The following is a 24662-nucleotide window of genomic DNA, read 5'->3' on the forward strand; positions in this document are numbered from 1 at the left end:
CCCCCTGTGACGAGCGTCGCGGAGAGCAGTCCGATGAGCACGCAGGACACCGAGGCCGACGAGCAGGACCTCCAGCAGCGGTTGGAGTCCTCGACGGCCGGACGGGCCGCGATCAGCGTCCTGATCGTCGTGCTGCTCGGGATCGTCGCGATCGTCAACATGCCGGACTCCCTCACCAAGAACGCGCTGGTACCCGTGGCGGGCCGGATGGCGAATCTGGTCGGGCTCGACCAGGGATGGGCGGTGTACGCCCCAGCCCCACGGCGGCTGTCGACCTACCTGGAAGCGCGTGTTCTCGACCGGGACGGGACGACCACCGTGCTGCCGGCGCCCATCACGTCGGGCCTCTCGGAGTACTGGGACTACCGCTGGCAGCGCTACGCGGACACGCTGCTCAACGGGCCCGACAACGTCCCCCGCTGGGGGCCGTACGCGCGCTGGATCGCGGACGGGCAGCGGGCCGAGGGACGCCACCCGGTCATCGTCAGCCTGTGGAACATCTCCGCCGAGTCCCAGCCGCCGAGCGACGCGACGCCCCGCACGCCATGGGCGGCGCGGCAGTTCTTCTCGATCGGGGTGGGCTCGTGACCCGTGTGCGCCGGCTCGCTCTCGCGGCCTGGGCCGGGTGGGAGCGCTTCTTCTTCACCCCGACGTCAACCGCGCCACTCGCGGTGTTCCGGATCGCCTTCGGTCTCGTCGTCACGCTCTGGACGGCCACGCAACTGCCCAACCTCTTCACCTTCTACGGGCCGGACGGGGTCCTGCCCCAGCCGCCGGCCATCGGGCCGTGGCAGTGGGGCCTGCTGACCACCTCCAACTCCGTGCTCATGGTGGCGGTCGTCTTCCTGGCCACGCTGGTGGCGGGGATGGCGCTGACCGTCGGTGTCTCGCCCCGGATCGCTGCGCTCGTGGTCCTGATCGGTCTCATCGCCCTCGAGCGGCGCAACCCTTACGTGCTGAACTCCGGCGACATCCTGCTCCGCGTCATGGCGGTGTACCTGGTGTTCGCACCGTCCGGGGAGTCGTTGTCCTGGGACCGCTGGCGTCGGGACCGCGCACGCTTCTGGGAGTTCCCGCGGCGCGCTCCCTGGGCGATGCGCATGCTGCAGGTCCAGGTATCGATCATCTACTTCGCCGCGATCTGGGCGAAACTGCAGGGCGACCAGTGGCGCAACGGCACGGCGGTCTCCTTCGCCCTGCGCATGCTCGACCAGTTGCGGGCTCCGTCGCCCGAACTGATCGCCGGGTCCGGACTGCTCACCGAGTGGCTGACCTTCGGGACGCTGCTCATCGAACTGTCGGTCGGCATCCTCGTGTGGAACCGACGACTCCGGCCGTGGGTGCTCGCGGCCGGCGCGCTGCTCCACCTCGGCATCGAGGTGTTCATCATGGTCGGCTTCTTCAGCATCGGGATGTGGGTCCTCTACCTCGTGTTCCTCTCCCCCGACTGGACCGAGCGGACCGTCCTGCGTCTCCGGGACCGGTGGCGGTCTCGACGGGCGGTGACACCCGAGGCGGCATCCGAGGAGCCGCGTGAGCCAGTTGTGTCCGAACCGTGACGGAACCGCGCGCTAGACACGTCGTTACATGTAACGCCACCGGCATGTACACCGACGAAACGGTGTATCGGCGACGGACAGTTTCTTGATCAATTCGAGGGAAGAGAGGTCGGGATGAGTCCAGGACGGCGTACGACCGTCAAACGCATGGTCGCGGTCGCAGCCGGGATGATGCTCGTGGGCATGGTCTGGCAGGGCGTCGCAACGGCGCAGGTGAACACAGCAGCTCCGCAGCCGCGGCTGTTCCAGGCGGTGTCGGACGTGTCGAGCAGTCTCTCGACCTCGTCCTCCACCTCGAGCTCGACCTCGTCCTCCACTTCGAGCTCGACTTCTTCCTCCACCTCGAGCTCGACGTCCTCGTCGACCAGCAGCTCCGGGACCGCCCTTGGTAGCAACGTGTCGAGCGTGGGCACGGTCCTGGGCGTCTCAAGCGTGCTGAGCACGGTCTCCACCTCGAGCTCGACCGCGTCGACCAGCTCGACGTCGTCGACCAGCGGCGCCAACACCGTGGTCATCTACTCGCCGTACCCGTACCCGGTCTTCGGCGACTACGGCCACCGCTACTATGGCCGCTACTACGACCACGGCTGCGGCTGCGACCGCTACGCAGCGCCGACCTACACCCCGACCTACGTCGCCGCGACCCAGGTCTCGTCCGTGCCCAAGGGCGGCGTCAACACCGGGGACGGCTCGTTCCAGTGAGCTCGGAGACCGAGACCGAGACCCCGCCGACCCGGGAGCCGTCCCGGGTCGACGGCGTCACGGGCAAGATCGGGATCGGTCTGATCGTCGTCGTGGCGCTCATCGGTCTGGTGGTCGCCGGCACGTCCGGCTCCAAGTCCTCGGGCTCCTCCGGGAACTCGGGGGTGCAGCTCCTGGCGGCCTCCACCCCGACGTCGGTGTCCGTGCCGTCGATCGGGGCGGAGTCCTCGCTGATCGAGACCGGGCAGAACCCGGACGGTTCGCTCCAGGTGCCGGCGCTGTCCAACCCGATGCAGGCGAGCTGGTACGACAAGAGCCCGTCGCCAGGCACCATCGGCCCCGCCGTGATCCTCGGACACGTGAACGGTGACGGTAAGGCCGGCATCTTCTACCGGCTCAAGGACGTCAAGGCAGGTGACCAGGTCCTGGTCAAGCGCCAGGACGGGCAGACCGCCGTCTTCACGGTGTCGAACATCGACACCGTGCCGAAGGCGGCCTTCCCCGCCGATCAGGTCTATGCCGACACCCCGGACTCGCAGCTCCGCCTCATCACCTGCGGCGGCGTCTTCGACCCGGCGGCCAAGAGCTACGAGGCCAACGTGATCGTCTACGCGAACCTCACGGACGTTCGTCCCGCCTGATTCAGCGCTCCGATCCGACCGATGCTGCGGCCGCTGCCCCGATGGGCGGCGGCCGCAGCGTGTCGCTACAGGTCCAGCTCGTGGGGTTGTTCGCGTCGAACGACGCGACCACCGCATTCATCAGGTTGGCCGACGCGACCGCCGCCGACCGGAGCGCCGTCTCGTCGCGCACGGCGTCGCGCCGGACCAGCGTTGCAGCGCCCCGCCCATCCGACCAGAGCACGACGTAGTCACGAGCCGTGCGTCGGTCATCCAGCAGACCCGTGGCGTCGGCGATGTCCGTACCTCGAACCAGCCGCATGAACGTCGGTCGGGCGACCTCGAGGACGTGGTCGCGAAGCTGGCCCATGTCCCCGGTGCTCCAGAAGCCGGCGATCGTCGGATCGGTCAGACCGGCCAGGTCCACGAAGCGCAGGCGGCTCGTCAGCGCCACGCCGCCCGCGTCGACGCCGAGGAACGAGCCATCTCGAATACCCAGGGCGTCCGCGTCGGCGTCGACGACGAGACCGTTGGTTCGGGTGACGCCGCAGAGCGACACCGTCGGGTTCGCCCGGAATCCCGACGCCGCCTGTACCCAGGTCACCAGGCTGACGACGACCGCGACCGCGACGCCCGCCACGACCGGTCGTCGCATGCTCGGGCCGAGGCCCTCGAGCACGGGTCCGAGCACGAGAACCGCGACCAGCGCGGCTAGTGGCCACACCGCTGTCGCGAATCTGGCCAGCGCCATCCAATCGCCATGGAGCAGGGCGAAGGCCAGCACGGCGAGTCCGAGTGTCACGAGGAGCGGGAGAATGGCCCGGACGAGCAGCTTCGTGCCCGCTCGACGCCGGACCATGATCACCGCGAGTGCGCCGATCGCCAGCAGCACCGCGGGCCATCCGGCCAGGGCGATCAGATCCGCCGGGCGGGCGAGGTTCAGCGAGGACAGAAAACCCTGCCCCTTGGCCAACGCCGTCGTCGGGACGAGCTCGCCGAAGGTCGCGATCCGCCAGACCTCGTAGACCAGCGCCGGGACGACCCCGACGGCGACGGAGAGCCCGGCTCGTCGCCAACGAGCGGCGCCGGTGGCCAGCACCGCGACGGCAAGCGGGTACGCGGCGAGGTACACCGCGCCGTCCGGGCGGGTGAGCGAGGCCAGGGCCGCAAGTCCGGCGCACTGCAGGGCCACCTGCGTCGACAGCAGGTCCCCGTCGACCGCGGCGGTCGCGAGCCGGGCCCCGAGGAGGACCACCGCGAGCGCGAGCAGCGGGTTCTCCAGCCCGCTTCCGATCCAGACGACGAACGACGGGATCGCCGCGGTGATCGTCCCGGCCACCATCGTGGTCGTCAGCGGATTGGGCGAGACCCTCACCGCCACGCGGTGGAACGCCAGGAACATGCCGGCGCAGCAGAGAACGGCGACGACCTTCGGGAACGCGACGAGGTCGGAGACGCCGAACCAGGAACCGTGGTCGAGCAGTCCGAGCCAGCGCGCGACGACGAAGAGGGCGAGCCACGCCGGATCGGACCAGCCCTCCGAGATCGGTGCGCCCGGCTGGAGCACGGGTCCCAGCCCACTGGAGATGGACCGGGCGTAGGCCATCGTGATCCCGGCGTCGTCGACGATCCACCGCCCGTAGACCCACAGGTGGGCGGCGACGAGGACGGTCGGCACCGCCACTGCGACCGCAGTGTCCGATCTACGTGCAGATCGAGTCGGCGCGGAGTCGGCGGGCGGCGCCTCGGCGGTCGTCGTCACCCGCTGTGCCTACAGGGACGAGGTCGACCGCACCAGTGGTCACCGACGGCCCGCCCTTCCGACGCGACCAGCGGCGGGCCGGACGCGGCGCCCGGGGAGCGGGCACGAGCAGCCCGAGCGCACCCGCCGTCGGGAAGGGAAGATGGTCTTCGTCCGCGGAGAGACCGGCCCGAGGAGCACACCGATGCCCAGCACCCCGACTCCCGTCGGCGTCACCACCGAGGCGCAGGAGGAACTGCGCGGGCGGGTGCGGGAGCTCTGCGCGCGGTTCCCCGACGAGTACTGGCGCGAGCGGGACCGCAACCGCGAGTACCCCGACGCCTTCGTCGACGCGTTGACCGCGGCCGGCTACCTCGCCGTGCTGATCCCCACCGAGTACGGCGGAAGCGGCCTGGGGATCACCGAGGGCTCGATCGTGCTCGAGGAGATCAACCGCTCCGGCGGGCACTCCGCGGGCTGCCACGCCCAGATGTACACGATGGGCGCGCTGCTCAAGCACGGCTCGGAGCAGCAGAAGAAGGCGTACCTGCCCGGGATCGCGGACGGTTCGATTCGGCTGCAGGCGTTCTCGATCACCGAGCCCGAGGCCGGGTCGAACACCACCGACATCCGCACCACGGCGATCCGCGACGGCGACGACTACGTCATCTCCGGGCACAAGAACTGGACGAGCCGCATCGAGCAGTCCGACCTCGCGCTCGTCCTCGCGCGGACCTCGCCGCGGGCCGAGGACCTGAAGGACCGCACGAAGGGCATCAGTCTGTTCCTGGTCGACCTGCGCGACGTGCGTCGCGACGAGCCCGACACGCTCAAGGTCGAGCCGGTGCGCACGATGTTCAATTACGCCACTAACGAGGTGCGCTACAACGACATGCGGGTGCCCGCGAGCGCCCTGATCGGGGAGGAGGGGCAGGGGTTCCGCTACGTGCTCGACGGGTGGAACGCCGAGCGGATCCTGCTCGCGGCCGAGGCGGTCGGCGACGGCTACTGGTTCATCGACCGGGCCACCGCGTACGCGAACGAGCGCCAGGTGTTCGGGAAGCCGATCGGCGCGAACCAGGGCGTGCAGTTCCCGCTCGCACGGGCGTACGCGCAGGTCGGGGCGGCCGACCTCATGCGCTACCGCGCCGCTGCGCTGTTCGACGCCGGTGAGAAGTGCGGCGAGCAGGCGAACCTCGCCAAGTTCCTGGCGAGCGAGGCGAGCTGGCAGGCCGGCAACGCGTGCCTGGACACCCACGGCGGCTACGGCTTCGTCGACACCTGGGACGTGGAACGCAAGTTCCGGGAGACGCGGCTCTACCAGGTGGCGCCGGTGAACAACAACCTCGTGCTCGCCTACGTCGGCCAGCACGTGCTGGGCATGCCGCGCAGCTACTGACTCCGGACCCGCGTCACCGCCGCCGCCCCCGCCACCGCGAGGACGACCAGCGCGCCGAGCACGACGGCGAGCGGGACGTCCCACGCGGGCGGGGCGACGGACTCGTGCACGGCGCCGAGCAGCCACGGCCCGAGCGCTCCGAGCAGGTAGCCGCCGCCCTGGACGAACGCGGCCATGCGGCGGTTCTCGGTGGCGTCGCGGCTCGCGGCGAGGCACGCCGAGAAGATGACGGTGAACCCGCCGCCCTGCGCGGCACCCGCCAGCGAGCACCACAGCGGCCACAGCGCGGGGGCCACCAGCAGCCCGCCGGGCAGCGCCAGGAACCCGGCCGCGACCGGGAGGAAGGCCAGCCGGAGACTCGTCCGCCGCGCGACCAGCGGCGTCACGAGCGCGCCGACCACCGCGAGGATCTGGAACAACGACGAGGCGACGCCGGCGCTCGCCGTGTCGAGGCCCCGCAGGTCCCGCAGGATCTCCGGCAGCCACGCGGTGAGGCCGTAGTAGGAGAACGACTGCCCGGCGAACGCGAGCAGCAGCAGCCACCCCACGGGGCGGCCCCAGGGAGCCCGGGCGGGCGTCGACCCGTCGTCGGGGGTGTCCACCGGGGCTTCCCGACGGCGGGTGGCGAGGCTCCAGACGACAGCCGCCGCGACCGTGAGCACCAGGTAGGCGCAGAGGGCGAGCCGCCAGCCCGTGCCGGCCGCGATCGGGACGGTCAGCGAGAGCGTGATCATCGAGCCGACGTTCATCGTGGCCGTGTAGACGCCGAGCAGGGGCCCGGAGCGGTGCGGGAAGTCGCGACCGATGACCACCGGCACCACGATGTTGCCGACCGTGATGCCGGCGCCGATGAGCGCGGTGCCGACCAGCGCGCCCGCGACCCCGTCGGCGGACCGGAGCACGACCCCGGCCGCGAGGACCGCCAGCCCGACGAGCATCGCCCGCTCGGCCCCGATCCGGCCGATCAGCCACGACGCGGGCGGCGAGGCGAGGGCGAACGCCAGCACGGGCAGGCTCGTCAGCAGCCCGGCGACGCCGGCGGACACGCCGAGGTCGGCGCGGACCGCGTCGACGACCGGGCTCACCGCGACGATCGGGCCGCGCAGGTTGAGCGCGACGAGCACGATCGCCGCCACGAGGAGCGGGGTACCGAGGGTCGCGGCGGAGCGTTGCCGGGCGGCGGTGGTCACGTGTGCCCAGTCTGGATGGTTCGCCCGCGAAAGGACATCGGGTGTGAAGAACGACGCGGGTCGGGCAGCCCGGCCGATGACCGAACGCGACGACGCCCGGGTCCGCAAGGCCCTCCAGGGCAAGGACTTCCCGGCCGACCGGAACGAGCTGGTCGCCTACGCCACGGACCGCGACGTGGACGAGAAGACGCTCACCGCCCTCGCCGCGCTGCCCGACGGCACGTACGGCTCGATGGACGAGGTGCTGGACGCGGTGCCGCACCGGCCGGGGTCGGTCGCCGACCGCTGAGCACCCTGTGGGTGCAAGCAATGCGTCACTGCTTGCACCCAGTGCCAGGAAATTCGGCATCGTCGGCGACGTTGTCGGGGGTCGCTGCTAGACCTGGGCCATGACGACGTGGAGCGAGGTCGAGGCAGCGGCGCCCGAGCTGGCCGCCGCGGTGCGGGCGTGCTTCGACCGGGGCAAGCACAAGACGATGGCGACGCTGCGCGCGGACGGCTCACCGCGGATCAGCGGGATCGAGACCGAGTTCGCCGACGGCGCGCTGACGTTCGGCATGATGCCGGGCTCGGTGAAGCTCGCCGACGTGCGGCGCGACCCGCGGGTGGCGCTGCACTCCCCCTCGGTCGACCCGCCGGACGATCCGTCGGCGTGGGCCGGCGAGGCCAAGGTGTCCGGCCACGCCGTGCCCGGGGCGCCCATCGAGCAGGGGGCCTCGTTCGCGGTCGACGTCGCCGAGGTGGTGCTCACGCACCTGAACGAGGCGGGCGACCGGTTGGTCGTCGAGTCGTGGCGCCCGGGTGGTCAGGTCCGCCGGGTGGAGCGGACCTGACCCGTGCGGCTCACCGCGCGATGAGCTGGCCCAGGCGCTTGGTCAGCTTGACGTTCTCCCGGTAGTCGACGGGCACGACGATCACCGACGGGCGGTCGCGCTGGTCGAACGCCTCCTTGAGCGCCGGGCGCAGCTCGTCAGCGCTCTCCAGCCGCCGCGCGTGGCAGCCGAGGCCCTCGGAGATCTTGACCAGGTCCGGGGAGGGGAAGTCGGTGCCGAAGTGCCGGCCGAACTCGACCTCCTGCTTCCAGGAGATCAGGCCGTAGCCGTTGTCCTCCCACACGAGGTTGACCGGGGCGACGCCGAGGCGCACCGCGGTCGCGAGCTCCGGACCGTTCATGAGGAAGCCGCCGTCACCGGAGATCGCGACCACCCGCAGGTCGGGGTGCACCAGCGACGCCGACACCCCGCCCGGGACGGCGATACCCATCGAGCAGAACCCGTTGGAGATGATGCAGCTGTTGGGCGTGTACGTCGGGTAGTGCCGCGCGATCCACATCTTGTGGGCCCCGACGTCCGAGATCAGGATGTCCTCGTCGTCCATCTCGGCGCGCAGGTCGGCGAGGATGCGCTGCGGCTTCATCGGGAAGTCGCCGGTCTCGGCCTCCGACGACGCGCCGCCCTCGGTGATCTCCTCGGTGAGGTGCGCGCGGGCGCGGGCGTGGGCCTCGATGTCGGGGAAGCGGTGCTCCTCGGTCAGCCCCTCGTTGATCGCCCACAGCGTCGCCGCGATGTCACCGACGATCTCGACGGTCGGGCGGTAGGCGCCGTCGACCTCGGCCGGGTCGAAGTCGATGTGCAGCAGCCGCTTGGTGCGGCCGATGTTCCACCGCGACGGCGGCCACTCGACCATGTCGTAGCCGACGGCGATCACCAGGTCGGCGGCCTCGAAGACCTCGGTGACGTAGTCGCGGGACCCGAGGCCGACGGCGTAGAGGCTGCGCTCGTGGCGGTCGGAGAGCGCTCCCTTCCCCATGAACGTCATGCCGGCGTAGATGCCGGTCTCCTCGACGAACCGCTGCAGCTGGCGGCTCACCCGGGTGCGGACGCACCCCTGCCCGACCAGCAGCACCGGGCGCTCGGCGCGCGCGATGAGGTCGAGGGCGGCCTGGATCGACTTCCCGTCGGGGATCGGACGGCGAACCTTCTCCGGCGGGACGATCGGCGCGCTCTCGACCTCGTGCTTGGCGATGTCCTCGGGCAGCTCGACGTGCGTGGCGCCCGGCTTCTCGGCGACCGCGAGCTTGAACGCCTTGCGGATCACCTCGGGGATCGTCGTCTCGTCCCGCAGCGAGGTGGTCCACTTCGTGATCGGCGTGAACATCTCGACCACGTTCATGGCCTGGTGCGACTCCTTGTGGAGCCGCGTCGTGGCGCCCTGCCCGGTGATCGCGACGACCGGGGAGTTGTCCATGTTTGCGTTCGCGACGCCCGTCACCAGGTTCGACGCACCCGGCCCGAGGGTCGACAGGCACACGCCCGGCTGCCCGGAGAGCCGGCCGTAGACGTCGGCCATGAAGGCCGCGCCCGACTCGTGGTGGGTGGGGACGAAGCGGATGGCGGAGTCGCGCATCGACATGAGGAGGTCGGCGTTCTCCTCGCCGGGCACCCCGAAGATGTACTCGACACCCTCGGCCTCCAGACACCGCACGAACAGATCGCTCGCCCTCACGTCACGCTCCTTCGGTCGTCGACGCCCGGAGCTGTACCCGGTGTCGGGGTTCGCTCACCCACCCCCGTCGTCGCGGACCTCGAACCGGGTCAGGGCCAGGCCCGGCCCACCCGTCCACGGCTCGAATCCGGCCTGGATGTTGGTGAGGAAGTCGGTCGCCTCCACCGAGCCCCGGGCCACGGCGTCCTGCACGAAGTCGGTGAGGGGCAGGTCGTCGGCGCTGTCGACGTAGCCCTGGCGGACGTAGGAGATGACGTTCACCCCGCCGTTCTGCCCCGTCCAGACGTCCCAGGTGGCGCCACCGAGGGTCGCGGTCCCCGACTGCTGCCCGATCGGCTTGATGCCGCCGGTCTCCTTCAGCCAGATCATGAGCTCGACGGCGTCGTTGTGGCCGTTCCTCCTCGGGGTGTGGTCCGCCCAGATGTCGTACGCCAGGTTGGACGTCGTGCCCGCCGGGATCTCGCCCGCGATGCTGGAGCTGATCGGACCGAGATCGCTGATCCGCCGCGGCAGCGTGGTGCCCTCGGTGCACGTGCCCATCCAGCACCCGGACATGATCGACGGGTAGGACGCCGGCGCGTCGTTCTTGTCGTGGACGCCGGAGTCGACGGTGAACCCCCGGGTGGTGGCCGTGATGCACTGTCCGTCCGCCGCGCCCCACTCGTTGTTCTGGACCAGGAACGCGCCGCCGGCGATCTCGGTGGACCCGAACGTGTCGCAGACCTGCTTCCCCCGGACGTTCGCCGTCTCGGCCGGCCGCGAGCTGGTCGGGGCGGCCGCCGGGGCCGCACCCGCCGTCCGCCGGGCGGAGGTCGAGAGGGCGGCGGGTCCGTCGCCACCGGCCCGGCTCGTCGTCCCGGCGGCGCCCGAACCGCCGCCCGAGCTGCCCGGCGCGCCGGCGAGCCCGGAGACGGCGGCGAGGTCGTCCCCGATCTTGAGGTCGTTGAGGAACAGGACGCTGACCTGGCCGATCGACTCGTCCCGGTAGATGCCGGTCTTGAGATAGGCGCTGCCCTTCACGTTCGACTCGGGCGTGCGGTAGCCCGAGAGTGTCTGCTGCCCGTTGCAGTAGGCGTCGATCGTGCCGCCGAAGGTGATGCCGAGCTGGAAGGAGAACGCTCCGGGGCCGACGGGGCAGAAGTCCTTCTGGTTCCCGCCGTTGTTGGCCAGCCGCAGCTGCCCGTTCCCGACCTCGACCGCCAGCGGCGGGCTCCCCGTCCCCGGCTGCTTGAACTGCATGATGAGCTGCCACGTGCCCGTGTCGGTCGGGAAGCCCTGGTCGAAGAACCCGGAGTAGCCGACGAACGCCGTCTCGCCGTCCTGGAACTCGGGGATGTCGGGCTCGGCCTCGGTGCGCTTGCCCCCGCCGGGCATCTCGAACTTCACCGCCTCGCGGCCCGGCACATTCGGCGACGCGGCGTCCGACGGGTCCGTCGCGTTCTGGTTGTTCCACGGCGTCGACTTGAAGCCCGCCAGCCCCTCGGTGAGCGCGAAGTCGGCTCCGGTCGCGCGACCCGGCGTGCCCGCCCCGCCCGACGACGGGTCGTCCCCGACGCCCGTGCCCTCCCCGGGGTTCGCCGTACGCCGGGTCGTGGTGCTCCGCCCCGCGCCGTCGCCCGAGGAGCCGGCGCCCGGGGCACGGGTGGTGGTGGCGACTCGTCGGTCGCTCGCACCGGGTGCCCGCGTGGCGGTGACGCCGCCGGCCCCGCTGCCCGGGGCGCGGGTGGTGGTCACGCCGGTGTCCGCCGAGCCCGGCGCACGGGTCGTCGTCACACCGGGGTCCGCCGAGCCCGGCGCACGGGTCGTCGTCACACGGGGGTCCGCCGAGCCCGGCGCGCGGGTGGCGGTCACGCCGGCGTCGGCGCCGGGTGCACGAGTCGTCACGCCGGTCCCGGTGTCCGGCGTGCGCGTCGCGGTGACATCGCCGGGCACGCGGATGGGAGTCTCCGTGACGCTCGGATCGCCGGGCGCCCCCGTCGCCGTCGTGGCCCCGGACTCCTCCTCGTACTCCGACCCGGGCGCGGGGGTCGCCGAGCCGACCGCCCCACCGGTCCCGGGGGTCGTCGGGACCGACGGCGTGGTGGTCGTGCTCGGCGCCGGGCCGGCGTCGGTCGGCACCGCCGCCACCACCGTGCCGAGCGACGCGGCCGCCCACTGCGGGGCCGAGGTGCCCTGTGCGACGGGGAGTTGCGCGTAGGTGGCGTGGGTCGGCGAGGTCAGGGCCTGCTCGAGCGAGGCGTTGCCGGCGGTCGCCGGGCTGTCGCAGACCGGGTCGCCGGGCGCGCAGATCTGGATGGTCCGGGCGTCGAGGGTGCCGAACCCGACGGCGCGCGGCGGGAGCACGCCCTGCCCGGTGGTGCCCTCGGGGACGGCGCGGGTGGCGGGGCTGCGGGCCGGGTCCCCGAACAGACCGACGGCGCGGACCAGCTCGACGGGGATGCGCGGCTCGAGGCCGGTGCCGATGCGCGACGCCAGGTCCCCCGCGACCTGAGCGCCTGCGGAATAGCCGAACAGCATGATCGAGCCGGTGGGGCAGCCCTCGACGTGATCGCCCACGGCGTCGGACAGCGCGCCGACCGCCGCCGACTCGGCGGCGGCGTACGACCCGCCGGTCACGGGCGGCGGCACCGTGACCACCGAGACCTTCTCCCCGAACCGCTGCGCGAGCGGGTCGGTGACCGCCGTGAGCACGTCGGACCCGCCACCCGCCCCGCCGACCGCGTAGAGCGTCACGGGACGGCAGGAGTCGGGGAGCGCCTGGGACGACGCCAGCGTGGCCACCCCAGTGCCGACGGCGCCGACCAGCACGGCGACCGCCACCAGCGCGGCCGCGACCAGCGAGCCGAGCGGACGCCGCTCGCGGGCCGGCGCGACGACCGGACGCCAGTGGGACACGCGTACGGCGGGGGTCGGCGCGTCCACCCGGACCGGCGTTGGAGCTGCCGGACCCGGGGTGAGCGGACCCGTCGTCGGGAAGGCCTCGACAGGACCGGAGGGGCCCACCGCGAGCCGGGTGACGCCACCGTCGACGAGGTCGACGCGCAGGACGCGACCGCGCCGCACCGCGTGTCGACGCGCGGCCTCGAGCGCCACCGCGCGGGGGTCACCGCCCGTGGGCACGGGCAGGGGCCGCCCGTCGGCGAGCACCACCGCTCCGCCGAGGGTGCGCACCACCTCCAGCCGCACGTCCGCCGCGCCCACCCGAGTCCTCCACCGTCCGCCGTGACCCCGAACCGGATCTCAGGGTCGGCGGCCGACGCGGCGCGTGGGTGCCGTTTGGAGAAAGTCGTGGGGCCGGTTCTGCCAGGGCGGCTCCACGATGTGGCGTTCCTGCCACTAAATGACAGCAACGACGCTTTCCTGCCACTAGGAGCGGAGCGACTCCTTGAGGAACGCCACCTGCAGGCGCAGCAGGTTCTCGGCGACGACCTCCTGCGGCGTCATGTGCGTGACCCCGGAGAGCGGCAGCACCTGGTGCGGGCGCCCGGCGGCGAGCAGCGCCGAGGACAGGCGCAGCGTGTGGGCGGCCACCACGTTGTCGTCGGCGAGGCCGTGGATGAGCAGCAGCGGGCGGTTCGGCGCGGTCGCGGTCGCGGGTCGCTCGCCGTCGGTGATGATCGACGACCGCTCGTAGGCGTCCGGCCGGTCCCGGGGCGTCCCGAGGTAGCGCTCGGTGTAGTGGGTGTCGTAGAGCGCCCAGTCGGTGACGGGCGCCCCGGCGATCGCGGCGTGCACCGCGTCGGGTCGGCGCAGCACCGCGAGCGCGGCGAGGTACCCGCCGAACGACCAGCCCCGGATCGCCACCCGCGTGAGGTCGAGGTCCTCCACCTCACGCGCGGCGCCCTCGAGTGCGGCGAGCTGGTCGTCGAGCACGGGTGCGGCGAGGTCCCCGTCGACCGCCCGCTCGAACGCCGGCCCGCGCCCCGGGGTCCCGCGGCCGTCCGCGACGACGACCGCGAAGCCCCGGTCGGCGAACCACTGGCTCGTCAGGAAGGCACCCCGGGCGTCGAGGACGCGCTGGGCGTGCGGCCCGCCGTACGGGTCGAGCAGCACCGGGAGCTTCTCCGAGCCGGGGATGTGGTGGCGGGGCAGGAGCACGGCGGTCGCGAGCCCCCGCTCCCCCGCCGCGAACAGGTGCACCCGCGGCTCCAGGTTCGGCGACTCCGCGAACGAGCGGATCACCGCCGAGGACCCCGGGCCGCGCACCGTCGTCACCGACCCGTCGTGCTCGAGCGAGGCCTGCGCGACGACGAGCGTCCCGCCTGCGAGCCGACCGGACGCCATGCCGCGCTCGGCGCTGACCACCGAGACACCCGCCTCGCGCGACCACACGGCCAGCACCGTCGAGGTCGGCGTCCCGGTCCGGGAGGCGGTGACCAGCACCGTCGCGCCGTCGACGCCCGCGACACCGCGCACCTGCCACTCCGGCCCGGTGACCGGCTCGCCGTCGACCACCAGCCGCCGCGCGTCGTCCGCGTCCGCGCAGGTGACCAGCGACCCGTCGTCGAGATGGGCGGGGACCCCGGGCACGAGGTCGACCCACGCCGGGTCCGTCTCGGTGACCACCACCTCCGCCGTTCCCGACGACGGGTCCACCCGGCGCAGCGTCACGGCCTTCTGGTCGCGGGTGGAGGTGGTGAGCAGCAGGTCGTGGGCGTCCCACGTGACGTCGGCGAGGTACTCGTCGGGCTGCGGGACGTCGACCCGGGACCCGTCGAGGCCGAGCAGGTGCAGCGTCACCGTCGCGTTCGTCGTCCCGGCGGCCGGGTAGCCGACGACGCCCGGCTCGCGGTCGGGGTTGGCGGGGTCGGCGATGTGCCAGCGGGTGACCGCGCTGTCGTCGACGCGGGCGACCGCGAGCGCGGAGCCGTCGGGCGCCCACCAGTACCCGCGGAAGCGGTTCATCTCCTCCGCGGCCACGAACTCGGCGAGGCCGTAGGTGACGTGCTCGGCCTCGGGCGTCGCGAGGGTCCGCCCAGTGCCGTCGACGAGCACGTGCAGCGCCCCGCCCCGGACGAACGCCACCGCGTCGCCGGCGGGCGATGGACGCGGGTCGACGACCGGGCCCTCGACGGGCAGCGGCTGCGGCGACGCACCGGGGTGCAGCGCGACGGTGAACCCGCGCCCGGAGAGCACGAACGCCGCAAGGTCGACTCCCCGGTCCGTCGCGTAGTCCACGACACCGCCCGACTGTTCGCGCACCCGCTCGCGGCGCGCCTTCTCCTCCGGCGGCAGGTCCTCCTCGCCCGGCACGTCCAGCGCGAGCGGGTCGACGAGCAGGTGCTCCTCGCCGGTCGCGACGTCGAGCACCCACAGGCAGGTCACCGGGTCGTCCCCGCCGCGGCTGCGCAGGAAGACCACGCGCGACCCGTCGGGGGCGATCGTCACGCCGCGCGGGGCGCCGAGGGTGAAGCGCCGGGTCGCGGCCTGGCGGCGGGGGAAGGAATCGGCGGGTGCTGCCACGGCGGGTCATCCTGCCTGGTCGACCTCCGCCAGGAGCGCCTCGATCGCGGTGACGAGCGCGTCCGGGCCGCCGCGGAGCACGTTGTGCGTGGCCGGGAGATCGGTGACGGTCCAGGCGGGATCGGTGCGCAGGCGGTCGGCGACGGCCGGGAACGGCGAGACCGCGGCCCACGCCGGGTCGGCGGCCAGCGCATAGTGCCGGACTCCGCAGTAGGCGCCGGTGAGACGGATCCGTTGCAGCAGCGACGCCACCGGGTGCGGCGTGGTGCGCGGGTCGAACTGGGGCATCGGGTCGACGCCGGTGCCCGACCGGCCCGCCGCCTCGACGTACCAGGCGCGCATCGCGTCGTCGACCGACGTCCAGCACGAGTCGCCGTCCTCCGGCGCGAACCCGTCCACCGACAGCAGCCCGACGACCTTCTCCGGCAGTGCATCCGCCACGCCGGCGACCACCATCCCGCCGTAGCTGTGGCCGACGAGGACGACGGGCCCGTCAAGCGCGGCGACGGTCGCGACGACGTCCGCGACGTGCGCGGCGAGGGTCACGCCCGGCTCCTCGGCCCGCTCGCACAGGCCGGGGAGGGTCAGCGGGAGGGCCGCGCGGCCCCGCGCGCTCAGGGTCTCGACGACGGGTGCGTACCACCAGGCGCCGTGGCAGGCCCCGGGGATGAGGACGACGGTCATGACGACGAGCCTCGGCGCCGGTCGGGCAGAAGTCCAAGACTTGCTCGTGAGCCCGGTCAGAAGCAACGGTGATGGTGTGCAGCTCCATCAGCTCGAATACCTGGTCGCCGTCGCGGACGAGGGCGGCTTCACCCGCGCCGCGGACCGGCTGCGGGTCGCCCAGCCCGGCGTGAGTGCCCAGGTCCGGAAGCTGGAGCGGGAACTGGGCCACGAGCTGCTCGACCGGTCGGGGCACCGCGTCCGACCGACGGCCGTCGGCGTCGAGGTCGTGGCGGCCGCGCGGGCCGCCCTCGACCCCGTCGCCGGAGTGCGGCGCGTCGTGGCCGACCTCGACGGGCTGCTGCGGGGCGAGGCCCGCGTCGGGATGGTGACCAGCGGCCCGTTCCTCGACGTCCCCGGCGTGCTCGCCGACTTCGCCGCCGCCCACCCGCAGGTCCGGTGCTCGCTGGTCGAGGCCGGGTCGACGCGCCTGGTGTCGCTCCTGCGGGAGGGCCGCCTCGACGTCGCCCTGATCGGGGCCGGCGGAGGGGCCGGCGGAGGGGCCGGCGATCGCGTCGCCGACGACCTCGTCGTCGACACGGTCACCGAGGAGACGCTCGTCGTCGCGGTCCCGCCGGGCGACCCCCTCGCGGCGGCCTCGGCGGTGAGCCCGTCCGACCTCGCGGACCGCGACGTGGTCGCCCCGACCGAGGGCAACGCGCTGCGGGAGGCGTTCGACCGGGCGTGCGCGACGGTCGCCGTCCGCGTGACCTGCACGGCCAGCGACCCCACCGTCCTCGCCCGCCTCGCCGCCCGCGGTCTCGGCGTCGCGATCCTCCCCGCCTCGCTGTCGGCGCTGCGCCGCGAGGACCTGGTGGCGGTGCCCCTCGACACGCCCGAGGTCCGCGCCCGCCTGGTGCTCGCCCGATCGCGCGGGGCGACGAGCCCCGCGGCGGCCGCCCTCACCCGGGCGCTGCTCGCCGCGCGCCCGGGACTCCCGCCAGGGCCCCTCGACCCCTGACGGACCCCCGCGCCGAGCGCGACGATGGCCGGGCCGAGTCCCCACGAGGAGCAGGAGCACCATGCCGACGACGCTCACGCCCGACGAGATGAAGGATCGGGTGCGCGCCCACTTCGAGGACTTCGTCAACCGGAGGCGGGCCGCGGTGATCCGTCAGAACATGACGGCCGACTTCCACGACCACGACGGGCCCGGCGGTCTCCCCACCGATGCCGACGGCGACGAGGCCATGATGATCCGGATGTACGAGGCCATGCCCGATCTCACGGTCAGCGTCGAGGACCTGATCGCCGAGGGCGACAAGGTCGTGTGCCGCAACATCTGGCGCTTCACCGACCCGGCCGGCGGGACGCCACGCTCCTTCCAGGGCTTCGTCCTCTGGCGCTTCGAGGGCGACCGGATCGCCGAACGCTGGGCCACCGTGACCCCGCCGCAGGACACGTCCAGCTGGTCACCCGCCCGGCAGGCCTGACGGATCAGGGCTCGAGCAGCTCCAGGTCCTCGAGCAGCGACGGGTGGGCCGGCTCCCAACCGAGCGCCGCGCGGGTGTGGGCGCTGGAGGCGGGCTGGTCCATGGCGAAGATCGGCCCGAACGGACCGAAGTCCTCCGTCGGGACGGCCCGGACCGGCAGCCCGAGGCGGCGCCCGATCACCGCCGCGATGTCGCGGACGGCGTCGCCCTCGTCGGCGACCGCGTGCCACACGGTGCCCGCCGGCGCCTGCTCGAGGGCGAGCCGGAACAGCACGGCCGCGTCGCGCGCGTGCACGGCGGGCCAGCGCTGGTCGCCGTCCCCGGGGTAGCCGGCGACACCGGTGCGGCGGGCCTGGTCGGTCAGCAGCCCCGCGAAGCCGCCCTTCCCCTCGTCGTGCGCCGTGCGCGGGATGCGCACGGCCGAGGTGCGCACGCCCCGGTCGGCCAGCGCCAGCAGCGCGGTCACCGACCGGGCGCGGCCGGCCACCGGACCCTCCATCGGCAACGGGTCGTCCTCGGTGGACGCGCGGCCGGGCACCCACGGCGTGCCCGAGACGACGACCATCGGCCGGCCGCTGGCCACGAGCGCCTGCCCCAGGGCGTCCGTCGCGGCGGCCTCCTCCGCGATGGACCGGTCGAGGGCCGCGGCGTCGGAGGTCTCGCTGCCGTGGTCGAAGGCCAGGGAGATCACGCCGTCGGCCGCGGCCGCGCCCTTGCGCAGCACGTCGAGGTCGGCGAGCCCACCCCGCAGCACGTCCGCGCCCGCCGCCGTGAGGGCCTGCACGGAGCGGTCCGTACGGGCGAGCCCGAGGACGGTGTGGCCGGCGTCGAGCAGCTCGGCGACGACCGCCGAGCCGATGGTCCCGGTGCCGCCGGTGACGAACACGTGCATGTCGAACTCCTCTGTCGATGAGACCGTGTCTCATCACCGTAGCACCGTGACGAGACTCTGTCTCATCGCTACGCTCACCTCGTGGCGCGATGGGAACCGGACGCCCGCATGCGGCTCGTGCGTGCGGCGATCGACCTGTACGCCGAGCAGGGCTACGAGACGACGACGGTGACCCAGGTGGCCGAGCGGGCGGGCCTGACGAAGGCCACGTTCTTCCGCCACTTCCCCGACAAGCGGGAACCGCTCTTCGCCGGCCAGGCCGAGCACGGCGCCCTGCTCGCCGCCGGCGCCGCGCAGGCCGCCGCCGACGCGACGCCGCTCGAGGTGGTGGCGGCCGCCCTCGACCACGCCACGGCCGCCTTCACCCCGGAGCAGCGGGAGTTCGCACCGCGCCTGCGCGACGTCGTCGCGGCCCACGACGAGCTCCGCGAACGCGCCGCCTTCAAGCGCGCACACCTCACCGACGTGCTCACGACGACCCTGCGCGAGCGCGGCGTGGACGAGGCGACGGCGGCGGTCGCCGCCGAGCTCGGCGTCGAGGCGTTCCACCGGGCCTTCGAGCACTGGTCGGACGGCGACGGCGCGTCCTACGGGGAGCTCGCCCGCCACGAGCTGCACGCGCTGCACGCGGCCGCCACGTCGCTGCGCTGATCTCAGAGCGGACGCCACTCCCGCACCACGCACGACCGCTCCTGCCGGCCCGCCACCTCGAGACTCCCCGGCCGGGCCGGGTGCCGCTCGTAGAGCCACACCCGCCAGCCCCGCTCCCGCAGGTCGTCCGCGAGCAGCTCGAGCGCCTCCCGGTCGTCCCCCTCGGCGGTCCGGAGCTCGTTGCGCACCGGCGCGTCGAGCGTCCCGCGGAACAGTCGGGCGTGAAGGTGCCAGCGCGGGCTCATACTGTGCACCATACCTGGTGCACAGGCATTCCGGCGTCATGCACTACAACTGGTGCACGTCACGGTGCTGTGGTGGACCCGAGGGAAGTGCGCGCGCGTCTCGACGCCGCCCTCCGGGAACGCGAGGCCGCCCGCAAGGCCGCCGACGCCGCCGAGGCCGAGTTCCGCGAGGCGATGCGCCAGGCCCTGGCCGCCGGGGTCACCGTCACCGAGGTCGCCGAGCTCACCGGCTACCACCGCAACAGCGTGCGCCGGATCGTCGACAGCACCGACGAACAGGAATGACCCGCCGGTCAGCCGTGGCCCACGGCTGCCACCGGACGTCAGCCGTGTGCCACCGCTGACATCACGGCCGCCTTCACACCGGCACCGACCCGTCGTCGGGAAGGATGCGCACCCGTGACCCGCACGATCGCGCCCCTGGCCACCCTGTTCCGCGCCGTCGCGATCGCCGAGGCGTGCTCGTGGACGGGCCTGCTGATCGGGATGGTGTTCAAGTACCTCGTCGTGTTCGACGACATCGGCGTGAAGATCTTCGGGCCGATCCACGGGGTGCTGTTCATCGGCTACGTCGTGACCACGCTGCTCGCCGCCCGCACGTTCCGCTGGCGGTGGAGCACGACGATCATCGGGCTCCTGGCGAGCATCCCGCCCCTGACGACGCTGTGGTTCGAACGCTCCGCGTATCGGCGGGGCCTCCTCGCGTAGTCCGACCGAGGGACGGTGCGCGGCGGGATCTCGCCGTGTTGAATGTGGAACGTGACGACCGCGCGCCTCCCGGAGCGTCGCCTCGTCCACGTCCTCTTCGTCGACCTCGTCGGCTTCACGAGTCTCGTCGAGGAGCTCGACGCCGAGGACGTCGCACTGCTGCAGGAGCACTACTTCGCGCAGGTCGCGCGGCTGGTGGCCGCGGCGGGCGGGCAGGTCGAGAAGTACATCGGCGACGCCGTGCTGGCCACGTTCGGCCTGCCGGTCCTCGGTCCCGACGACGGGGTGGGGGCGGTCCGCGCCGGTCTCGCGATCATCGACTCGCTCGCCGGCGTCGAGACCGACCTCGGCCTGCCGGCCGGCACGCTCGCCGCGCGGGTGGGGGTGCACACCGGCGAGGTGGTGGTCACCTGGGCGGCGGACGGGTCCTGGCGGCTCTCCGGCGACGTCGTCAACACCGCCGCCCGGCTGCAGGCGGCGGCGGAGCCGGGCACCGTCGTCGTCGGGCCGGAGACCGCGCTCGCGGTCGGGACGGTCGTGGCGCTCGACCCGCTGGGTGAGGTCGCGCTGAAGGGCAAGGCCGAGCGGGTGGCCGCCTACCGGGTGGCCGGCCGGCGGGTCGTGGCCCCGCGCGACCGGGACCGGCTCCGCGGCCGCGACGCCGACCTCGCCCGGCTGCGGGCCGCCCACCGCGCCGCCCGGGGCGCGGAACGGCTGACCGTGCTCGCCCCGCCCGGCGTGGGGCGCACCCGGCTCGTCGAGGAGTTCCGCGACCGGACGGACGGCCCGGTGTGGCTCGTGCGCGTGGGGCGCGACGAGCCGGTGTACGCCCCGGTCGCGGCGCTGTTGCGCGCCGCGAAGGTGGTCGGGGCGGACCTCGCCGACCGCCTCGCACGCCACGGCCACACCGGCCCCCGCGCCGCGGTGTCCGCCCGGCACACGGCGGCCCTGCTCGCCGGGGAGCCGCTCGACGGGGACCCTCGGGAGCTGTGGGCCTCGTGGACGGCCGTCCTCGACGCGCACGGCGACCCCGGCGGCCCGACCCCGGTGTGGGTGCTCGACGACGTCCACCTCGCCGGCCCCGACCTGCACGCCTTCCTCGACCACGCCACGGCCGCCCCCCACCGCGCGACCCGGCTCGTCGTCACCACCGCCCGCCCCGGCAGCGAGGTCCCCGCCGGTGAGGTGCTGGTGCTCGACCCGCTGCCGGACGAGGAGATCACCGCGCTGGTCGCCGACCGCGCCCCCGACCTCGCCGCGCCCGTCGTCGAGCAGGTGCGGCGCGCGGCCGGCGGCAACCCGTTGTTCGTCGTGGAACTGCTGCGCGCCTGGGAGCAGACCGGGGTGTCGGGCGAGGCGGTGGTGCCGAGCACGGTCCGGGCGATCTACCTCGGCCAGCTCGACGCCCTGCCGTCGCCGTCACGGACGCTGCTCGGGCAGGGCTCGGTCGCGGGGCGCACGCTGCCCGCCTCCGCCCTGCCCGACCTCGGCGTGACCGAGCCCGACGTCCCGCTCGCCGAACTGACCGGGACCGGGCTGCTGACCGGCCCCCACGCGGGCGTCATGGACCCGTCGTCGTACACCTACCGGCACCGCCTGCTGCGGGACACGGCCTACGCGACGCTGCCCCGCGCGCGCCGCGCCGAGCTGCACGAGCGGTTCGCGCGCTGGCTGGACCGCCGCGGGGGCCGCGTCGAGCTCGTCGGCCGCCACCTGGCCGACGCCTACGCCGAGGCGCCCGCGCTCGGGAGCCGGCTGGACCGGTTCGCGCTCGCTGGTCGTGCCGCCACGGCGCTGACGGCGGCCGGCGAGGCCGCGCTGGCGACCGAGCCGCTGCACGCGGCGCAGCTGTTCGCCCGGGCGTACGACCTGGGCACGGCCGCCGACCCCCGCCCGTCGGAGGAGCAGGCCCGACGCCGGCTGCATCGGGCGGAGGCGCTGCGCCGCGGCGGTCGGCTGCCCGAGGCGATGACGGCCTTCGCCACCGTCACCGCGACCGCGGCGCCGGGCACGCACGCCACCCGGGCGGCCGCCGCGCTCGGCTACGAGGACGCGCTCTTCGACAGCCGCCTCCCCCGCGCCGCGTGGGGCGCCCGGGCGTTCGACCTGCTCGAGGAGGCCCTCGCCCTCACCCCGAGCGGCGAGGCGGGGCTGCGGGCCCGGCTGCTCGCCGCGTCCGCCCGTGCCCACGGCTACGGCGGCGACGTCCCGACGGCGGGTGCCCTCGGCGACGAGGCCGTCGCGCTCGCCCGCCGCGCCGACGACCCGGGCGCCCTCGCCTACGCCCTCCTCGCCCGGCGACCCACCCTCGCCGCCCCGGCCGCCCTGCAGGCCCGGCTGGCCTCCGACTCCGAGCTGCTCCGGGCCGCCCGCGCGGCCGGCGACGGCGAGCGCGAGTTCGAGGCGCTGCGCCTGCGCATGGTGGACCTGCTCGAACTCGGCGCGACGACGGAGGCGGTCGAGCTGGTCGAGGAGGCGTCCGCGCTCGCGGTACGGCTCGGGCGCCCGCTGTACCTCTGGTACCCCGCGATGTGGCGGGCGACGATGCTGCTCCACCACGGCGGGCTCGACGCCGCGGCCGAGGCGGTGGAGCACTTCCGCGTCGAGGGCGAGCGCTGGCACTACGGCGACGCCGGCCAGGTCCACTCCGTCCAGCTCCTGACCCTGCACACCGCTCTCGGCACCCCGGAACTGGCGCTGCCGACGCTGCGCCGCGTCGCGGAGGTCGTCGGCGGGCGGACCTGGGCGCACGTGGCGGTCGCGGCCGCCCGCGCCGGCCGGGACGACGAGGCCGCGACCCTGCTGCGGTACCTGGCGGCGGACGACTTCACGGTCGCGGGGGACGACGGCGCCAGCGCCTTCGTGCTGGCGGAGTGCGCCGAGGTCGCCGCGCGGCTCGGGGACGCCGCCGCGGGCGCGACGCTGGTCCGGCGGCTCGCGCCGTGGGCCGGGCTGGTCGTGGTCGTCGGGTCGGGGGCGCTGTGTCTGGGCGCGGTCGACCACTTCCGCGGCCTCGCCGCCCGGGCCGCGGGGCACGACGCCGAGCCGCTGTTCCGCGCCGCCGTCGCCCTCGACGAGTCCTCCGGCGCCGTGCGCGCCGCGGACGCGACCCGCACCGAGCTCCGTCAGGAAGGACGTCCCGCATGCTGACCGCCGTGCAGGCCCGCGAGGCCGTCGCCCGCTGCTGGGGTGCCGTGCTCGACGCCCTTCCCGACGACGCGTGGGAGCGGCCGACGCGGTGCGCCGGGTGGACGCTGCTGGACCTCGCCCGGCACGGGGCGTGGGGCACGTCCATGGAGGCGGACGCGCTGCGGCGCTCACGGCTCGGGGAGCCGGGCAGCGGGCTCGGGGTCGAGCCGTCCGGTGACCGCGACGAGGTGCTGCCCGCACTGCGGTCCTCGGTCGCGGCGCTGGTGTCGGAGCTGGACCGGGCGGCCGAGCTCGGGGACACCGTGACGATCCCGTTCGGGGCGATCCCGGCGCCGTTCGCGCTCCAGGTCTTCACGATGGAGGCCGGGGTGCACGCCGACGACGCGCTCAGCGCCCTCGGGACCGACGAGCCGTTCGGGGCCGACGTCGTGACCGCGACCGCCGTGGTGCTCTCGGCGGTGCTCCCGGCCCTGGCCGCGTCGGTCCCCGCGACGGGCACCGTGGTGGGGCTGACCGGGCCGACCGTGGACCTGCGGTTCGGGGTCGCCGACGGGGCGTGGCAGGCCGTGGACCTGCCGCCGACGGTGTCCGTGCGGGGGACGTCGGACACCGCGGTGCTCCGCTTCGCCCTCGGCCGGACGGGCGCGGACGACCCGGCGGTCACGGTCGACGACGGCGCCCGGGCGTTCAAGACGTGGTTCCCGGGGCCGTGAGGTGCGCTCCGCGCCCGTGAGTACTAATCCGTGCTGGAGCCCGGAAAAGTACTCACGAGGCTCCGCCACCAGCTGCGGTGGGCGAGCATGACCGCGCCCGGGCGCATGCGGCCGAACTCCCGCTGGATCGCGGCGATGCGGTCGAGGACCGGGCCGCGGGCGCCCGTGACGGTGGACGTGACGTAGGGCCGGGTGGTGGCGAGGTGGCCGACTCCGGTGCGGGCGAGCGCGGCCTCGACGAAGGCGGTCGACGGGCAGGAAGTGCCGGGCACGACCACCTCGACCGTCGCGACGCCGTCGCACCGGGCGGTGAGGTGCGCGGGCACGTCGGCGGCGGCGGGCACGGTGAGCGCGACCGGTCCACGGGCCAGGCGCTCGTCGAGGGCGGCGAGGAACTCCTCGGGGGACGGGTGCAGCGCCTCGGCGTCGACGAGGTCCATCACGCGGGCGCGGGTCGTGAGCAGGGCCGGGCGCCAGGAGGCGGGCCGCCCGAGGCCGCGGCGCACGGCGGCGACCACCTCGGCGTCGGGGTGGAAGGTCAGCGCGTAGCCGGCGCCGGACCCGTGGAAGACGGGCGTGCCGAAGGCGACCGCCGTCGCGGCGACGGACCGGTCGCCCGCGTCGCCCAGCGACAGGCGGTGCGTGGACCAGTCGGTGCGCCAGAACCGGTCGAGCTCGGCCCGCTCGTCGGCCGCCAGCCGCCGACCGAACACGGCCTCGGCGAGCGCGTGGGCGTCCATCGGCTGCTCCTGCGGGGCGCGGGGGACGGTGCGGGTCCGGCGGGGGGTCGTCATGAGGCCGGTGGCGGAGTAGATCGGGTCCGTGCTGACGGGCATCGCCGGGGCCTCCTGGGACGGTTCGGTCGTGCTGGAGAGAACCCTGCCCGGCCCGCGGTGGGCCGTCCGTCCACACCGTGACGGTCGTTGTGTCAGGGATCCGACACAGCGCTCCGGCGACGATGTGGCCTT

The 24662-nt window shown here is 74.1% G+C and carries 24 protein-coding genes; 14 read left to right on the forward strand and 10 right to left on the reverse strand.

All coding sequences use genetic code 11. From position 1 onward, the window contains the following. Positions 1-33: 33 nt before the first annotated feature. Together A3CO_RS38035 and A3CO_RS31680 are read left to right on the forward strand one after the other, a co-directional pair. On the forward strand, positions 34-588 hold the full coding sequence (locus A3CO_RS38035) for a hypothetical protein (RefSeq protein ID WP_018332463.1): 555 nt from the start codon (positions 34-36) through the stop codon (positions 586-588). Continuing rightward, the gene (locus A3CO_RS31680; protein WP_018332464.1) at positions 585-1559 is read left to right on the forward strand and encodes an HTTM domain-containing protein; all 975 of its coding nucleotides are present in this window, start codon (positions 585-587) and stop codon (positions 1557-1559) included. The genes A3CO_RS38035 and A3CO_RS31680 overlap by 4 nt, the downstream gene beginning before the upstream one ends. Positions 1560-1648: 89 nt before the next feature. On the opposite strand, the gene A3CO_RS31685 is transcribed toward A3CO_RS31680, so the two are convergent. Continuing rightward, positions 1649-2074 (reverse strand): hypothetical protein, encoded by a 426-nt coding sequence (locus A3CO_RS31685; protein ID WP_018332465.1) that lies wholly within the window; start codon positions 2072-2074, stop codon positions 1649-1651. Between A3CO_RS31685 and A3CO_RS0111865 the strand changes: the two genes are divergently transcribed. Together A3CO_RS0111865 and A3CO_RS0111870 are read left to right on the forward strand one after the other, a co-directional pair. Then, the gene (locus tag A3CO_RS0111865; protein ID WP_018332466.1) at positions 2067-2261 is read left to right on the forward strand and encodes a hypothetical protein; all 195 of its coding nucleotides are present in this window, start codon (positions 2067-2069) and stop codon (positions 2259-2261) included. The two genes, A3CO_RS31685 and A3CO_RS0111865, sit on opposite strands and share 8 nt — an antisense overlap. Beyond that, entirely contained in the window at positions 2258-2902 is a 645-nt protein-coding gene (locus tag A3CO_RS0111870) for a class F sortase (RefSeq protein WP_018332467.1), read from the forward strand. Before A3CO_RS0111865 ends, A3CO_RS0111870 begins: the two co-directional genes overlap by 4 nt. Before the next feature lies 1 nt (position 2903). Here the strand turns inward: A3CO_RS0111870 and A3CO_RS31690 are convergent, their stop codons facing one another. Then, positions 2904-4565, reverse strand: a complete 1662-nt coding sequence (locus tag A3CO_RS31690; protein ID WP_018332468.1) for a hypothetical protein — start codon at positions 4563-4565, stop codon at positions 2904-2906. A gap of 262 nt (positions 4566-4827) precedes the next feature. Here A3CO_RS31690 and A3CO_RS0111880 point away from each other — a divergent pair, with 262 nt between their 5' ends. Next, positions 4828-6021, forward strand: coding sequence for an acyl-CoA dehydrogenase family protein (locus tag A3CO_RS0111880; protein ID WP_018332469.1), 1194 nt, complete (start codon positions 4828-4830; stop codon positions 6019-6021). Here A3CO_RS0111880 and A3CO_RS0111885 read toward each other — a convergent pair. Further along, positions 6015-7211 (reverse strand): MFS transporter, encoded by a 1197-nt coding sequence (locus A3CO_RS0111885; protein ID WP_018332470.1) that lies wholly within the window; start codon positions 7209-7211, stop codon positions 6015-6017. The two genes, A3CO_RS0111880 and A3CO_RS0111885, sit on opposite strands and share 7 nt — an antisense overlap. Before the next feature lie 76 nt (positions 7212-7287). On the opposite strand from A3CO_RS0111885, the gene A3CO_RS0111890 reads away from it, so the two are divergent. Together A3CO_RS0111890 and A3CO_RS0111895 are read left to right on the forward strand one after the other, a co-directional pair. Further along, a complete protein-coding gene (locus tag A3CO_RS0111890; protein ID WP_033414319.1) occupies positions 7288-7500 on the forward strand; it encodes a DUF2795 domain-containing protein in 213 nt (70 codons plus the stop codon). Positions 7501-7600: 100 nt separating this feature from the next. After that, positions 7601-8044: a pyridoxamine 5'-phosphate oxidase family protein gene (locus tag A3CO_RS0111895; RefSeq protein ID WP_018332472.1), complete on the forward strand. Its 444-nt coding sequence runs from the start codon at positions 7601-7603 to the stop codon at positions 8042-8044. A 10-nt stretch (positions 8045-8054) separates the two neighbouring features. Here A3CO_RS0111895 and A3CO_RS0111900 read toward each other — a convergent pair whose 3' ends face one another. The 4 genes from A3CO_RS0111900 to A3CO_RS0111915 form a co-directional block, all read right to left on the reverse strand. Continuing rightward, on the reverse strand, positions 8055-9716 hold the full coding sequence (locus A3CO_RS0111900) for an acetolactate synthase large subunit (RefSeq protein ID WP_018332473.1): 1662 nt from the start codon (positions 9714-9716) through the stop codon (positions 8055-8057). A gap of 54 nt (positions 9717-9770) precedes the next feature. Further along, the gene (locus tag A3CO_RS35735) at positions 9771-12917 is read right to left on the reverse strand and encodes a GH12 family glycosyl hydrolase domain-containing protein (protein ID WP_018332474.1); all 3147 of its coding nucleotides are present in this window, start codon (positions 12915-12917) and stop codon (positions 9771-9773) included. A 165-nt stretch (positions 12918-13082) separates the two neighbouring features. Then, positions 13083-15179 (reverse strand): S9 family peptidase, encoded by a 2097-nt coding sequence (locus A3CO_RS0111910; RefSeq protein ID WP_018332475.1) that lies wholly within the window; start codon positions 15177-15179, stop codon positions 13083-13085. Between the two features lie 6 nt (positions 15180-15185). Continuing rightward, the gene (locus tag A3CO_RS0111915) at positions 15186-15863 is read right to left on the reverse strand and encodes an alpha/beta fold hydrolase (RefSeq protein ID WP_018332476.1); all 678 of its coding nucleotides are present in this window, start codon (positions 15861-15863) and stop codon (positions 15186-15188) included. A 76-nt stretch (positions 15864-15939) separates the two neighbouring features. On the opposite strand from A3CO_RS0111915, the gene A3CO_RS0111920 reads away from it, so the two are divergent. Both A3CO_RS0111920 and A3CO_RS35740 read left to right on the forward strand, forming a co-directional pair. After that, positions 15940-16863, forward strand: a complete 924-nt coding sequence (locus A3CO_RS0111920; protein WP_018332477.1) for a LysR family transcriptional regulator — start codon at positions 15940-15942, stop codon at positions 16861-16863. Between the two features lie 61 nt (positions 16864-16924). After that, a complete protein-coding gene (locus A3CO_RS35740; RefSeq protein ID WP_018332478.1) occupies positions 16925-17335 on the forward strand; it encodes an ester cyclase in 411 nt (136 codons plus the stop codon). 4 nt (positions 17336-17339) lie between these two features. Here the strand turns inward: A3CO_RS35740 and A3CO_RS0111930 are convergent, their stop codons facing one another. After that, positions 17340-18227 (reverse strand): SDR family oxidoreductase, encoded by an 888-nt coding sequence (locus A3CO_RS0111930; RefSeq protein ID WP_018332479.1) that lies wholly within the window; start codon positions 18225-18227, stop codon positions 17340-17342. Positions 18228-18308: 81 nt separating this feature from the next. Here A3CO_RS0111930 and A3CO_RS0111935 point away from each other — a divergent pair, with 81 nt between their 5' ends. Then, the gene (locus tag A3CO_RS0111935; RefSeq protein ID WP_018332480.1) at positions 18309-18878 is read left to right on the forward strand and encodes a TetR/AcrR family transcriptional regulator; all 570 of its coding nucleotides are present in this window, start codon (positions 18309-18311) and stop codon (positions 18876-18878) included. A gap of 2 nt (positions 18879-18880) precedes the next feature. Here the strand turns inward: A3CO_RS0111935 and A3CO_RS0111940 are convergent, their stop codons facing one another. Beyond that, on the reverse strand, positions 18881-19123 hold the full coding sequence (locus tag A3CO_RS0111940) for a hypothetical protein (protein ID WP_018332481.1): 243 nt from the start codon (positions 19121-19123) through the stop codon (positions 18881-18883). Between the two features lie 72 nt (positions 19124-19195). On the opposite strand from A3CO_RS0111940, the gene A3CO_RS0111945 reads away from it, so the two are divergent. The 4 genes from A3CO_RS0111945 to A3CO_RS0111960 all read left to right on the forward strand — a co-directional run bounded on the left by A3CO_RS0111945 (position 19196) and on the right by A3CO_RS0111960 (position 23694). Further along, entirely contained in the window at positions 19196-19408 is a 213-nt protein-coding gene (locus A3CO_RS0111945; protein WP_245561488.1) for a hypothetical protein, read from the forward strand. A gap of 114 nt (positions 19409-19522) precedes the next feature. Continuing rightward, complete coding sequence (locus A3CO_RS0111950; protein ID WP_018332483.1) at positions 19523-19831, forward strand: DUF3817 domain-containing protein; 309 nt, start codon at positions 19523-19525, stop codon at positions 19829-19831. 51 nt (positions 19832-19882) lie between these two features. Next, a complete protein-coding gene (locus A3CO_RS0111955) occupies positions 19883-22981 on the forward strand; it encodes an adenylate/guanylate cyclase domain-containing protein (RefSeq protein ID WP_169510938.1) in 3099 nt (1032 codons plus the stop codon). Next, positions 22975-23694, forward strand: coding sequence for a maleylpyruvate isomerase family mycothiol-dependent enzyme (locus A3CO_RS0111960; protein ID WP_018332485.1), 720 nt, complete (start codon positions 22975-22977; stop codon positions 23692-23694). Before A3CO_RS0111955 ends, A3CO_RS0111960 begins: the two co-directional genes overlap by 7 nt. Positions 23695-23717: 23 nt before the next feature. On the opposite strand, the gene A3CO_RS35745 is transcribed toward A3CO_RS0111960, so the two are convergent. Continuing rightward, a complete protein-coding gene (locus A3CO_RS35745) occupies positions 23718-24530 on the reverse strand; it encodes a hypothetical protein (protein WP_018332486.1) in 813 nt (270 codons plus the stop codon). Positions 24531-24662: the final 132 nt, after the last annotated feature.

Source organism: Actinomycetospora chiangmaiensis DSM 45062 (assembly GCF_000379625.1).
In the GTDB taxonomy this organism is placed as follows: Bacteria; Actinomycetota; Actinomycetes; order Mycobacteriales; family Pseudonocardiaceae; genus Actinomycetospora; species Actinomycetospora chiangmaiensis.